Consider the following 14210-nt stretch of genomic DNA (forward strand, 5'->3'; position numbering starts at 1 on the left):
GTTTGGACGGGGAATTGAGGCTGGGTGATGTCGGGCTGCATACGCTCCGATTTGGCACTTATGGCTATGCGCGCAGCAAGAGCGACACCGTCTATCACAGCAACAATCCGACGCTCAGCCAAGGCACCGGCCCCATCGAGTGTTTGTATTGCGGTTACCACACCGACATCCGGGACGACCTGCTGATGCCTTTCGATGCCGGGAACTTCTTTTCCGACCTGCGAGCGAACATCCCCAGGCAGTGGCAGACCTTCGACTACGTTTCGTACTTGACCTGGCTCCAGTCTCAGGAGGCGCAGGCGAACTATGCCATGGCGAATCCCATGAGGCCGCCGAACTACTGGAATCAGGTGATCATGGAAAACGGGGGATTCGACGTCTTGAAACAACCCGCGAGCAGCACTGTACGCGAACGGGTCTTGGGGGCGTACGCCCAGCTCGACTTCGGCGGCGACCTGAGCGACATGCCCTGGTCAGGCAATCTGGGGCTTCGTTACGTCTATACGACGCAGCGTTCGGAGGGTGAGCGGCGCAACCTGGAAGAGCTGGTCTACGCCGATGCAACGCTCTTTCAGGCCATCTACGGACCATCCACGCCGATGTCGGTGCCCAAGTCATACGGAAACATCCTGCCGAGCCTCAACCTCAGGCTGGATCCGATCGACGGGGAGCTGGTCTTGCGCGCGGGCTATTCCCGCAGTCTGACGCGGCCTACGCTGTCTCAGCTGCGGCCGCAGATTCTCTACGACACCAACCGGCCGGGCAACCTCAAGGCGAGCCAGGGCTCACCAACGCTCAAGCCATTCAACGCGGACAACTTCGATCTATCGGCAGAATGGTATTACGACCAAGCGAGCTATCTGGCCGTGGCGGGCTTTTACAAGCGGGTCGGCAACTTCATCGTCGAGACCGTAGGCCAGATGCCCGCCACGAAAGCGGACGGCGTCACTCCCGTGATGCTGCCGCCTCCGTACATGTCGCCGCCCGGGACACCGTCACCCGGACCCGCCGTGTACGACCTGCGGCAGCCGGTCAACCAGGAGAGTGCCAACATCTACGGCCTCGAAGTCTCGTGGCAACACACGTTCACCAGCCTGCCCACGCCGTTTGATGGGATGGGCGTGCTGGCGAACGTCACCTTCTCAGACAGCAACGCCCGGGTAGCGCAAGACGACAACGTCACTCGAACCTTCGCTCTCGAAGGCTTGAGCAACACCCAAAACCTGGTGGCCTTCTACGAAAAAGGGCCGGTGCAGGTACGTGCGGCTCTGAACAACCGCACCGGGTTCCTCGAGACCATCTCGGGCATCGGCGGCGAGCCCGTATTCGTCAAGGGCTACACGCAGCTCGATCTGAGCGGCAGTTTCGATATCACCGAACAATTCCAGGGTTTCTTTCAGGCGATCAACGTGACGGACGCCCGGATTGAAAAGCACGGGCGCTTCGAGAACCATTTCCTCGAGCTCAAGGATACCGGCGCTCGCTACGCCCTGGGTCTACGCGGAACCTTTTAGGAGGCTCCGCAAAATAACCGCTCCGACCGGGCGCGTTGCCGGAGTGCGATCGCGTGCGCGCCCGGAGGAAAAACCGCAGCAATAGCAGTGCTATTTCTTCATCGTCGCGCCCAGCCGACGTTCGGTGCGCCGGCGCCGCCAGGTCCTGGCCCAGACGTTCGACGCGGCGGCGCCGCCAGGTCCTGGCCCAAACGCGCAAGTCATTCTGGGACGGAGCCTAACCGCGGAGCCTCGCCCGGTTCGGGATGTTTCACCGGCCGTTTACAGCGATCGCTCCATCGACCGCCGTTTGGGCCATGGCATCGAGACTCCACGACGCGATGGCACAAACTTGCGAGGCAACTACACTGGAAGGAACGGAAGCTGCACACCGAGACATGAGTACCCGCTCGCAGACTTTGTTACGAAATCAGCGACGCAGGACACTACGTGTCATGTCGAACGGAGCCTGTGGAGCCGGCAGTACCGGGAGAGCTTGTGCAGGAACAAGCAGACGCAACCGGAAGGAAGGAATTTGAGAGGCCCGCAACCGGGAGCGCTGAATCATGGCCATCCGTGTGGTTTGCCAACGAGCCTCGGGCTGGTCGGGGCGCGGCAGCAGGCTTTGCGGCGGCTGCCGGTGTTTGCTATCGCCGCGCTCGTCCTGACAAGCCTCGCTGCCTGCAGCAGCGGCGGAACGGCAGGCGCGGCGGGACAAACCGGAGGCATCGCGGGCACTCCCCCGCCTCTGGGCGGCACAGGGGGGCTTGGTCCGCTACCCGCGGGGAGCCTCCTGCCGCCGCCACCGCCACCGTTCGGGGGAAGCACTGCGCCGCCGGTAGCAGGCATGCCCGCGTGCCCGCCGTTGCCGATAGCCGGGGGACTGCCGCCCACGCCGAACAACCGGCCGGACTGGGACAACCTCGACGTGCTGCGCGTCGGCACGCTCGGGCCACGCGCGAGCTTCTTCGCCTACCCGAGCGCCGAGCTCGCCGCGGCGCGCGATCCCGCGCCTTCACCCTGGTATCAGTCGCTCAACGGCGATTGGAAGTTCCAATGGTCGCCGAACCCCGGAGCGCGACCCGGGGACTTCTTTCAGCCGGGCTTCAACGATAGCGCCTGGCCCGTGCTGCCGGTGCCCTCCAACTGGCAGATTCACGGACACGGCGTGCCTATCTACGTGAACGTCAGCTATCCGTTTTCGCCGGCAAACCCGCCCAACATTCCTCACAACGACAATCCCGTGGGCTCGTACCGGCGCACGTTTCAGGTGCCGCCGAGCTGGCACTGCAGAAAGACCCATCTGCACTTTGCCGGCGTCTCGTCGGCTTTCTACGTCTGGGTCAACGGGCAAAAGGTGGGCTATGCCCAGGGCAGCCGCACCCCGGCGGAGTTCGATATCAGCCCCTACTTGCAGATGGGCGACAATCAGCTGGCCGTGGAGGTGTATCGCTACTCGGACGGCGCATACCTCGAAGACCAAGACTTCTGGCGCCTGAGCGGGATCTACCGCGACGTCTACCTGATTTCGCGTGGCAACGAGCACGTGCAAGACGTGTGGATCCGCACCGATCTGGATGCGGCCTACCAGAACGCTCGCTTGCAGGTCGACGTGACCTTCAACACCGTACCGCAGCCGGGAACGGTAGTGGAGTCGACCCTGTACGATGCCCTGGGGGGTGTGGTGGACCAACACGGCGGGCCCGCGGTCGGGCCCAGCCTTTCGTTCGAGCGCAGCATTGCCGCACCCGCGCTCTGGAGCGCAGAGATCCCCAACCTGTACACGCTGCTGCTGACGCTGAAGGACGCTCAAGGTGCGTCCGTCGAGTTCATCCCCTTGTACGTGGGCTTCCGCGAGGTCGAGTGGCAGGACGGCAGACTGCGCGTCAACGGGCAGGCGTTGCGGATCGCGGGCGTGAACCGCCACGAGCACGATCCCGATCGAGGTCACGCCGTGACGCGTGACTCCATGGTGCAGGACATCCTGCTGATGAAGCGTTCCAACGTCAACGCCGTGCGGACCTCGCACTACCCCAACGATCCTCTTTGGTATGAGCTCTGTGATCGATATGGCCTGTGGCTTGTAGACGAAGCCAACATCGAGTCGCACGGAATCGGCTACGACCCGGGGCGAACGCTCGCCAACAATCCGGCCTGGAAAGAGGCCCACATGGGCCGCACCGTGCGCATGGTCGAGCGCGACAAGAACCACCCCTCGGTGATCGTATGGTCGCTCGGCAACGAGGCAGGCGATGGCGTGAACACCGAGGCCACGTCGAACTGGATCCACGGCCGCGATCCCACCCGGCCGGTTCAATACGAACGTGCGGGCGGCAGGCCCCATACCGACTTCGTGGTCCCGATGTACTCGAGCGTGGGCTCGATCGAGAACCACGCCAAGGGCGGCGACAGGCGCTCGCTGATCATGTGCGAGTACTCCCATGCGATGGGCAATAGCAACGGCAACCTGTTCAAGTACTGGGACGTGATCGATCGCTACCCCAAGCTGCAAGGCGGTTTCATCTGGGATTGGGTCGATCAGGGGCTTCGCAAGGCCATCCCGCCGGAGCATCAGGGCAAGCCGCATTCGGTCAAGCGCATGGATTTCTGGGCCTACGGCGGCGATTACGGACCGCAAGGCACACCGAGCGACGGCAACTTCTGCATGAACGGCCTGGTGGATCCCGACCGGACGCCTCACCCGGGCTTGTTCGAGGTCAAGCACATCTACTCGCCGCTCAGATTGGAGCCCGTGAATCCGGGTATTGGCGCGTTTCGGCTGCACAACAACTACTCGTTTCGCAACCTGGGCGATATGGAGCTGCAGTGGCAGGTGCGCGTAGACGGCGCGGTCGTGCAGCAGGGAGGCACTCCCCTGCCGCCGGTTGCACCGGGTTCTTACCAGGACTTGTCCATCCCTTACCAGCCGCCCCCACTCGCGCCGGGAGGAGAAGCCACCCTGGACGTGCACATCGCCCTGGCCCAGGACACCACCTGGGCGCCCAGAGGGTACGCCGTCGATTCCTTTCAGCACATGATCGGCAAGCAACCCAAAGTGCCTGTCCCTCCCTTCGGCAACGTGAGCTTGGGGCAGGATCGGCGTAGCTTCATCGTCAGCGGCAACGGGTTCGAGATCGCCTTCGACCGCATGAACGGGCGCATCCGAAGGTGGAGCTACGGGGGTCAGAATATGCTCGAGGACGGCATCGTGCCGCACTTGTGGAGACCACCCACGGATAACGACCGTGGCTTCAGAATCGGCGACCGAATGGGCTCCTGGAAGCAGGCTCAAGGCTGGCAGGTCAACAACGTGACGGCCAACCAGATGAGCCCGACCGCGGTTCGCGTCCAGGTGCAGGCCAGGTTGCCCAACGTGGGAGGCAGCTACGCACTCGAATACGTGGTGCACGCGAGCGGCGACGTGATCGTGTCGGCCAACATGACGGGCGCTTCCGGCGAGCTGCCGCGGTTCGGGCTGAGCCTCACGCTGCCGCCCGGCTTCGAAAACGTTACCTGGTTCGGGCGCGGGCCCTACGAAACCTACTCGGACCGCAAGAGCGGCGCCTTGGTCGGTCGCTACCAGAGCACCGTCGACGATCTCTTCGTCAACTACTCGGAGCCCGGAGAAAACGGCAACCGCACCGATGTGCGCTGGGCTACGTTGGAGTCGCCGATGGGCGTCGGGTTGCTGGTCTCGGGCACGCCGATGTTCCAGTTCACGGCCCGCCACTACGCAGACGACCAGCTAGAAGGTGCTCGCCACTTCTACTCCATGACCTACGATCCCTCGGTCCACCTTCACCTGGACGGCGACATGATGGGCGTGGGCGGCGACAACAGCTGGGGCGCGATGCCCCACGGGGAGTTCCGTGTGCGAGCCGATGGTGGTCTCAGGTTCGAGGTTCGCCTGCGCCCCTATCGCGTCGGTCAGGTCCCGCCCGAGGTCTTGCACGGAGCGCCCCCTCAGTAGCTCACCGCGTCCGAGGGCACGTATCGTCGCCAAAGCGGGGCGGCGAAGCCTCCCGATGGCGCCAGCGCCCGACAGGGGTTGCTCGAGCGCCTGTCCCCCTGCGAGCATGCCGGTGGCGGCGGAAGAGCTGTCTTCGAGTGGGCCCTCAGGGCCCATAGCGCCGGCGCTGTTTGCTCGGGAGTTCGCGGTTAGACGACTTTGCGGTTAGACAACTTTGCGGTTAGACAACTTTGCGGTTAGACGACAATGAGGACTAATCCGGTGCGCGGCGGCCTGACACGGGCAGCCCTGCTGTGCGTTTCGCTTTGTCCGTGCGTAGCGCATGCGTCTGGAGCCGATCTGTTCGGCTTTGGTCCTCGCAGTCTGGGCATGGCGGGCGCTGGCGCGGCGCTGGGAGCCGGGATCGACGTCACCTATGCCAACCCTGCGCTGCTGGGTCTGGAGCGTGTTCAGTCCGCGTACGTGGGTTGGCAGCTCGCTCATTTCGAGCTGACGGCGAAAGGATCGAGCGCTGCTGCCGAGCAGGATCCGAGCAGCAGCTTCCTTTTCGGCGCGGTCGTACCGCTTCCGCTCCACGGGCCCCTCGAGCGGCGAGTGAGCCTCGGCATCGGCGCGCTCCTACCCAAGAGCGTGATCACACGAGTACGCCTCCTGTGGCCGGAGCGACCCCAGTTTCCGCTGCTGGTACCCCGCGCCCACAACCTTAACTTGAACTTGGGCCTTGGCGTGCGACTTGACGGAGGTTGGACCGTGGGCGCGGGAATCCTGGTTGCGGCCGGGCTGATGGGCCAGGTCGATGTCAACATGGGCGAAGACGGGAAGGTGCGCACCATCGTCGATGACGAGCTGCTCGCCAGCTTCGCTCCCACCCTTGGCGGCTCCTGGCAGGCCAGCGAGGCGATCCGGATCGGCCTTGCCTATCGCGGTCGCTTGACGAGCGATTTCGACATGCGGTTGTCGATCTCGAACTTGGGTGTGCCCGTGCCACCGGGCTCCATCGTGCTGCCCGAGATGTACGTCGCCGGCGTGGCACAGATCGATCCGGCCCAGCTACAGGGGGAGGTTTCGTGGCAGGTGCTTGGGGTGCAGCTAGCGGCTGGCGTTACCTGGCGCCGCTGGTCCCCTTTCAAGGGTTGGCTCAGGCAAACGGTGCGTTGCCCCGTGGAGCGTCCGGAATGCGGGGCTCTGGAGGCACCACGAGTCGAGCTGTCGAGCACCGTAACGCCGCGCTTCGGCCTGGCCTATCCGCTGGGCTCCACCCCTCGAGCGCAGGCCGAGCTGCGTGCTGGCTACGCCTACGAGCCGTCGCCGCTTGCCGCTCAGAACGGTCGCTCGAACCTGTGGGACAACGCTCGCCACGTGTTTGCACTGGGCTACGGGCTGCGGCTTCGCGGCCCGGTGCGTCTATGCTTCGAGTTCGCGGTGCAGCAACATACGCTGGTCGCACGCCAGCACGTGAAGTCGGCGAGCGTGCCGCTCGACAATCCGGGGCAACCTCGTGTTCGCACCGCCGGACATGTGCTGGTGGTGGCCGCCGGAGCAGGCGTGGACTTCTGATGCTTGGCAGTCGGCTCGGATGCTGCTGGCATGTGTCGGTTGCGGCGCTCGTCCTGCCATGGGCGCCGGCTGCGCTGGCCAACCCCGCGGACGTCTTTGGTTTGGGATCCCGTTCCTTCGCATTGGGCGGCGCTGTCAGTGCGGATGTCAGCGACTTCTCCGCGAGCTACTACAATCCAGCAGGCCTCGCGCTGGCCGAGGGGCTCGAGATTTCACTCGGTGCAGCCGCGGCATCCTACGATCTACAGCTCGACGGCGTGAAAAGTGAAGTCGATCCGGTACGCGGCCTGGTCGCTGGGTTGGTGGCTCCCGGCAGGCTTGCCAATATCCCGCTCGCCTTCGGGATCGCCACGCACATAGCAGGCAGGCAGCTGTCGCGGACACGTACGCTGACCGACGAGAGACCGTTTTGGCCCTTGTACGAGAGCCGGGGACGGCAGGTGTACTTCAGCGCTAACGTGGCCGTGAGGCCCATGGATCGGCTCGTCGTCGGTGGTGGCGTTGCGTTCCTGGCTGCCACGCGGGGTGGATTCACCGTCCAGGGCACGGCGGTTCAACCCTTTGGGGAAAAGTCGGTCCACGATTCGCCGCTGCGCCACGAAGTGCGTGCCGATCTGAAACCGGTGCGCTCCCCGCAGTTCGGGCTGCGAGCAGAGCTCACTCGTTGGCTGTCTCTGGCGCTTGTGTATCGGGGGCAAGCGCAGATGGATCTCAGCCTCCGTGCGAGGTTGGAAGGCGACGTATTGGTGTTCGGAGCTTTGCCGATCCCGGCCCAATACACGGCGGTGTCCCGGACCGCGGCTGCGTTTGGTCCCCGCCAGGTCGTGCTCGGGCTGCATGCCTCCGAGTCTCCGCAGCTTGCCGTCAACGTAGACCTGGTCTGGGTTCAGTGGTCGCGCTACCGAAACCCGATCAGCAATGCGGACGCGTCGCTCCAAGTCGGAGCCGGAATCGCGTCGCTTCCCGAGCCGGGTAGGACCGGCGGTGTCCCTCCAGCGCATCTTGCCGATCGATTCGTCCCCCGTCTCGGCGTAGAATCACGCCTCGGGCTCGGCAGCGATTGGTCGCTGCCCGTCCGCATTGGCTACACCTACGAGGCATCGCCGGCGAGCAGGTCCACGCCGGACTATCTCGTGGATCGCGATCGCCACACCCTGAGCGCAGGGGTCGGGCTGCACGCGGCGCACTCGGGGGACTGGATCCGGGGCGGCTTCGGCCTCGACCTGCACCTGTTCGGTGGGCTTGTGCGAGGGCGCGCGCACGCCGGAAGGTCAGCCCACGGCCGGCTGTTCGGCATGGGCCTGCTCCTGTCAGCACAACTGCGCTAGCCCAACGGCTAGTCCAGGATCTTCAATAGCTCGATATCGAACACGAGCATGCCTGCAGGCGGGCCCCTCTGCCCCTTGTAGGCCAGCTCCTCGGGAATCCACAAGCGCCGTTTCTCGCCTTCGACCATTAGCTGCACGCCCTCGGTCCAGCCCGGGATTACTTGGTTGAGGGGAAACGAGGCCGGAGCACCCCGGGTCAGAGAGCTATCGAACAGCTTCCCGTCCGTGGTCCAGCCGCTGTAGTGCACCTGCACGTTATTCGTGGCCTTGGGCCGCTTCTTGCCCGTGCCCTTGCTCAGGACGCGCCAGGCGAGCCCGCTCTTGCTGCGCTTGGCTCTCTTGGGCGGGCCGGCTACGTCCTTGGGGACCTGGGGCGGCTTGGGCGGCTTCTTGAAGCCGAGCAGCTCCACGTCGAACACAAGCATGCCTTGGGGCGTGCCAGGCCGTCCTGCGTAAGCGAGCTTCTCGGGAATCCAGAAGCGCCGCTTCTCGCCTGGAACCATCAGCTGAAGCCCCTCGGTCCAGCCCGCGATCACACGGTCCAGGCGAAACTCGGCAGGTCTGCCGCGTTTGACCGAGCTGTCGAACAGCCTGCCGTCCGTGGTCCAGCCGCTGTAGTGCACCTTGACCACGTCGCTTCGTTCGGGACGCTCGGCCCCGCTGCCCGCCAGAAGGACCTTGGAGGCAAGTCCGCTGGCTGTCTTCTCAGCGTCGGCCGGCGGCGCTGCGACGTCGTCGGGAGCGGCCGGGCCTGGTGGCGCACGCGGGGAGGGGGACGGGGTGGACTCCGGATCCTTTGCCGGCGCTTGATGGTCCACCGCGGCAGCAGCCGCAGCAGGCTTGGCGGCCGCTTGCCCTTTTGGGGAATCGTGGCCTTGTTGCGTCTTGGCCGCGGGCGCTGCCGCCTTGCAGCCGACCATACACGCCAAGAGCACTGCAGCTGCTGGCTTCCGAGCTGTCGATTGGTGCTTCATGTGTTCGACCTGATCCTCGCGGCATGTACTCGAAACCAAACGGGTTGTCGAGACCCGGTGCTCCGGACGAGCTCGCGGCGCCAATGCCGAACCAGGTCTCGTTCGGGTGCTTGCCCGTTCCCCAAGCGCGGGGACCGGTGGCCGCAGCGAGCGGCTATAAGACACCCATGCCCGCGGTGTGGTTGCTTTCCTGCTATTGGTTCTTTGCGCTGGCGGGGCTCGGGATCTTCCTGCCCTACTACAGCCTGTACTTGCGCGAAAACGCCGGACTGCCAGGCAGCCAGGTGGGTTTGGTCATGGCCACGGTCCCGCTCATGGGCATCGTCGCGCCTGCCGTGTGGGGCCAGGTGGCCGACCTGAGTGGGCAGCGGACGCGCGTCATGGCCGTACTGGCTCTGGGCACCGCCGCCGGCTACACGGCCCTGACGCTGCCCGGTGCCTTCGCGGAATTCCTGATCGCGACCGCCTTGCTCGCAGCCTGTTCGACAGCGCTGTTTCCTGCGGCGACGTCGGTGAGCCTGGGCATCGTCGCAGAGCGCAGGATTCCCTTCGGCCACGTACGCGTCTGGGGCACGGTGGGCTATTTGGCCAGCGTGGTCGCATTCCCCTGGGCTCTGCATGCGTTTGGGAAGCAGGCGCCGCCGGACGGACCGTCGGAGCCCTCGCTAGGCGCGATGTTCGCCTCGGCAGGAGCGCTCCTGGTCGTGGCGAGCGGCTTCGTGCTGCTCCTGCCTCGGACCGGCAGTGTCGCGTTGCGCGCCCGGCGCGGCGACCTGCCCGTCCTGCTGCGCAACGGCCCCTACCTGCGCGTGCTTGCAATAACCTTCGGCGCCCACCTGTTTTTGCGCGGGCCGATGGCGCTTTTCCCTCTGTATGTGCGGGCCCACGGGGGGACCATGGATACTGTCAGCCAGATGTGGATCTGGATGATCGCCTTGGAGATACCGCTGGTCGCGGGATCCGGAACCGTTGCGCGCCGCGTCAGCCCGCGCGGGCTGCTCGTGGCCGGTGTGCTGGCGGGCGGCCTGCGTTGGACCCTGTCCGGGCTCGCCGATGATCTCGTTTGGGTCTACCCGGCCCAGCTCCTGCACGGTCTATCGGTGACAGGACTCATAGTGGGCGCGCCGTTGTGCGTGGACGCGCTCGTTCCTGCCCGTCTCCGTTCCACCGCGCAAGGGCTCCTCGTCATGATCGGCGGCAGCCTGGGTGGCGTGCTGTCCTCGAGCTCGGCCGGCTGGGCGCTCGAGCACCTCGGTGCCGACGCCCCCGCCCTGATAGGAGGCACGGGCGCGCTGATGGTGGGGTGTCTCGCGCCCCTGCTGCTGCCGTCCATCGGGGCGCAGGCGCCGGCCGGGGGGGGTCGACCCACGTGAGCCGTCCTCCTGGCTCGCCCCCCCTGACTCAACACCACGCGAACGCTGCGACATCGGACCTCGCCGGCGCGCTCGTTCGCACAGCAGGAAGAGGCCGGACCATGCCCAGGTCGCTCGCGCTTGTGGGTTTCTTTTTGCCGCTGGCTCCCGCGTAACCTGAAACCGTCGTTTCCCGCCGGTGCTCGCCGGGCGTTCGCCCACGCCACTAGCTAGAAATTGTGGCTGAACCGCAAGTAAGGATAACGGCCCAAGAAATCGTAGTTGGCCGCGGACGTGTTTGCGGTGAAGCCGTTATAGACGAACGGCGGATCGGTGTCGAAGACGTTGTTCATCCCGCCGGTGATGCGGGTGCGTCCCCACGTGGATTCCAGCGTGTAGGACGCAAAGACATCCGCCGTGAAGTTGGCGGAGACGCGCCGGTCGAGGATCACCTCACCCTTGCTTGCGTCTACTTTCAAGTTGCAGTTGTTGTCCTTGCACTCCCTGAAGCCCTGGATGTAGCGGGCGTTGAAGCCCGCGCTGATCCCCATGTGCTGCCAGCTCGTACCGGCATTGAGCTTCCAGGACGGGAAAACGCCCAGGTCGTACACGTTCTTACCCTCGATGACACGGCCTTGAGGTAGCTCCGCGGATGGCTGGATCTCGTTGTAATAGAGCAAGTAGGATGCATCCGCGGTAGAGCGGAACCGGCCTACGTTCGTCGGCAGGACGTGCACCACCCCGAAGTCGATCCCGGCGGTTTCGTTACCGCCGATGTTCTGCTCCGTGTCGGTGATGTGCGTGATGAAACCGCTGGGATCACGGTGGATCTTGTCGCAGTAAGTTGGGTTGGCTTGCGCGTAGCAGCTGCTGAGAATGATGGAGGAGCCGATGGGTTGGATCGCGTCGTGGATCTTGATGGAATAGACGTCCATGGTGAAGGACAGGCCCGTCGAGCGATCGGGCTCCCACACGATGCCGGCGGTCCAGATGTTCGCGGTCTCCGGATCGAGATTCGGGTTACCGCCTACACGGGACTTGATCTGCGTGCGATCGTCCACATAGCCGTCGGGCACCCCGTGCGCGCGGCAGTTCATGTCCTCGATCATGCTGCGCGCGTCGATGGAGGTGTCGCACGGGTCGGTAACCCCCGGGAAGGAGTCGGCCTCACCCGAGAACAGCTGAGCGATGGTGGGGGCTCTAAAAGCGGTGGATATCGTGCCCCGCAAAGCGAGACTCCCCACACCCGGCAGCCCACGAAACAGCTGCCACCTCGCCCCGGTCTTCCAGGTCAATCCAGCCCCGAAACTGCTGTAGTTGAAGCCGCGAGCCGCCCCCAAGATCTCGAGCGTCTCTACGCCCGGCAGATCTTCCAGGACGTTCGCAGAGATCTCCGCGAAGGCCTCGGCCACCTTGTAGCCCCCTTCGGTGGGCTCGGACTTGTTGCCCGTCGTATCCCCAGAAGCAGTCACCGGATCAGGAATGGATGCGCCCGTGAGCTCCCGGTACGTGACGCCCAGGGCCAATCCCACAGGACCGCCAGACGGGAGCTCGAGCAGTTCGCCAGAGCTCTGCAAGAGCACACCCTTGTGCTCGGTATAGCCCCGCCGGATGCCCGTATAGGAAATGTAGTCGATCATCTCGCGGGTCATGGTCCCGGGACCACCCAGTAGGTTGAGCGGCACGCAGTCGCTGGGCCCTGGGTTGGTGAGGCTTCCGCAGCGTGGAACACCGTTGCTGTCGACGTAACTCGGCCCGAGGGCGGCTGCCACACGGCTGCGGATGAAGCGGCCCTCGGTGATGGTCGTACCCTCGGTGCGTCCGTAGTTGAAGTACAGGTCCCAGGTGAAGTCCGTATTCGGAATATCCCCGTCCATCCCGAGCACCAGCCTGAATGTATCGATGTCCTGCAGGTAATTACGGTTCCCGGCCTCCAGGAAACGGCGGCGCACGTCTCGCATATCGCGACCGAACGGGTTGTAGTAGTTGTCCCGGGAAAGGACGATGTCCTCGGAGGTCAGAAACAGAGGCGTGGGTGCCAGCTTCTGGTCGGATTGGCGGTTCAGGTAGGAAGCTTCGAAGTAGGCGCGGGCATGCTCATGCAGGCGGTAGCCGCCCGTCGCAAAAACGTTATAGCGTTGCTGAGGCGTCACCAGGTAGTTCTCGGGCTGGTAGTTGTACAGATCGCCCGTCCCTGCGTCCGAGGTTCCGGTGCCATCAAAGTTGCGCCAGCCCATCTGGGGGTCGTTGTACAGACTCCTGGATGTGGTGCGACTTCGGATCGCCTGCCAATCCCTGTTACCTGACGCCAAGCTGCGATCGGTCACGCGGCCCTGGGGCGTCGACGAGCTTCCACGCCGCTGCAGCTGAGGGTCCCCGGGGTTGGCATCCCACAGGTAGCGCAGGTCGCTTTCACCCCACCAGCGCGCGCTCGCGTACAGCGGGATTTGGCGGTAATAGCCTGCAGAAAACCCGAGGAAACCGTAGTCGCTGCTCACCCCCGAGGTCATGCTCGCGTCGTACACCGTTGCGCCACCGCGCGCGGTCCCCGTGTAGTAATTGACGGAGGCCCCGTCGAAGTTCTGGCGCGTGATAACGTTGACGACCCCGCCGATGGCATCGGAGCCGTAGACGGCGGAAGCGCCGTCCTTGAGTACCTCGACGCGCTCGATCAGAGCGGCCGGAATCGCGTTCAAGTCCACCGACGAGTTGGCCCCGCTGCCCCCTGGCACATGGCGCCGCCCGTTGACCAGAACCAAGGTCCTGCTGGATCCGAGCCCGCGCAGGTTCACCCTGGTCGATCCGTCGCCGCTATTGTTCGTCTGCGTGTTGATCGCGTTGGCCTGGGACGGAAGATTCTGCAGGATGTCGCCGATCGAGACCATGCCCGAGGCCTCGAGGTCGATCTTGTTCAGCATGGTGACCGGCGCGGGCGTGATGAGATCGCGCCTCTTGATCGCAGAGCCCGTGACCAGCACTTCCTCGACATCTTCGTCGGGTTTGGCGGATTCGGCGCCCGCGGCGGGCTCGGCGTCCTGGCTAGACGCGGAAGCGTTTGCAGGGGTTTCATGGCTCTGATCTTGCGCTAACGCAAGATTGCAGATGGCAAGCGTCGCAACCCCGAGTCCAAGCTGGACCTTGCACCAATAAGAACCGTACATCGAGCTGTCTCCTTCGCCGCCGGGGTTATCAATTCCCGGGGGCATCCTGCGCGTCACGGCCCAGGGCGAGTCGAATACACCCGTACTCATCGCGACCCTGGGCGTCCCGCCCCAGCCCGGCAACGCTCCGCGACCTCCATGCCACGGAACGAGGCGGCCCTGTTATGACGCAGAATCGACACAAAGTGAAGCCATGGGACGCCGGGATGCGCAGCGCAGGGCTATATGCACAGTGCGCAGGGCCGGGCCGAGGAGGTAAGCCGCTACGGCGCCATTGTGCACCCGGCTTGTTCCTGTTCACAATGGATGCCGGAGCGAGCGCCCCCGCAGGACCGGACCGAGGAATACTGAAAGTATTTCGCAGGGCCGGGCCGA

Annotated in this window: 7 protein-coding genes; 5 read left to right on the top strand and 2 right to left on the bottom strand. The window is 64.7% G+C overall.

Annotation, left to right across the window (positions count from 1 at the left end):
* The 4 genes from MJD61_09330 to MJD61_09345 all read left to right on the top strand — a co-directional run.
* Positions 1-1514, top strand: a 1514-nt coding sequence (locus tag MJD61_09330; protein ID MCG8555471.1) for a TonB-dependent receptor, incomplete at its 5' end; no start/stop codon positions are given.
* Between the two features lie 562 nt (positions 1515-2076).
* Entirely contained in the window at positions 2077-5463 is a 3387-nt protein-coding gene (locus tag MJD61_09335) for a DUF4981 domain-containing protein (GenBank protein MCG8555472.1), read from the top strand.
* A 246-nt stretch (positions 5464-5709) separates the two neighbouring features.
* The gene (locus MJD61_09340) at positions 5710-7020 is read left to right on the top strand and encodes an outer membrane protein transport protein (protein ID MCG8555473.1); all 1311 of its coding nucleotides are present in this window, start codon (positions 5710-5712) and stop codon (positions 7018-7020) included.
* 32 nt (positions 7021-7052) lie between these two features.
* The gene (locus tag MJD61_09345; protein MCG8555474.1) at positions 7053-8348 is read left to right on the top strand and encodes a hypothetical protein; all 1296 of its coding nucleotides are present in this window, start codon (positions 7053-7055) and stop codon (positions 8346-8348) included.
* 8 nt (positions 8349-8356) lie between these two features.
* Here MJD61_09345 and MJD61_09350 read toward each other — a convergent pair whose 3' ends face one another.
* Positions 8357-9322, bottom strand: coding sequence for an FKBP-type peptidyl-prolyl cis-trans isomerase (locus tag MJD61_09350; GenBank protein ID MCG8555475.1), 966 nt, complete (start codon positions 9320-9322; stop codon positions 8357-8359).
* Between the two features lie 167 nt (positions 9323-9489).
* Between MJD61_09350 and MJD61_09355 the strand changes: the two genes are divergently transcribed.
* On the top strand, positions 9490-10695 hold the full coding sequence (locus MJD61_09355) for an MFS transporter (GenBank protein MCG8555476.1): 1206 nt from the start codon (positions 9490-9492) through the stop codon (positions 10693-10695).
* A 209-nt stretch (positions 10696-10904) separates the two neighbouring features.
* On the opposite strand, the gene MJD61_09360 is transcribed toward MJD61_09355, so the two are convergent.
* On the bottom strand, positions 10905-13925 hold the full coding sequence (locus MJD61_09360; GenBank protein MCG8555477.1) for a TonB-dependent receptor: 3021 nt from the start codon (positions 13923-13925) through the stop codon (positions 10905-10907).
* Between the last annotated feature and the right edge of the window lie 285 nt (positions 13926-14210).

The organism is Pseudomonadota bacterium, assembly GCA_022361155.1.
Taxonomy (GTDB): Bacteria; Myxococcota_A; Polyangia; order Polyangiales; family JAKSBK01; genus JAKSBK01.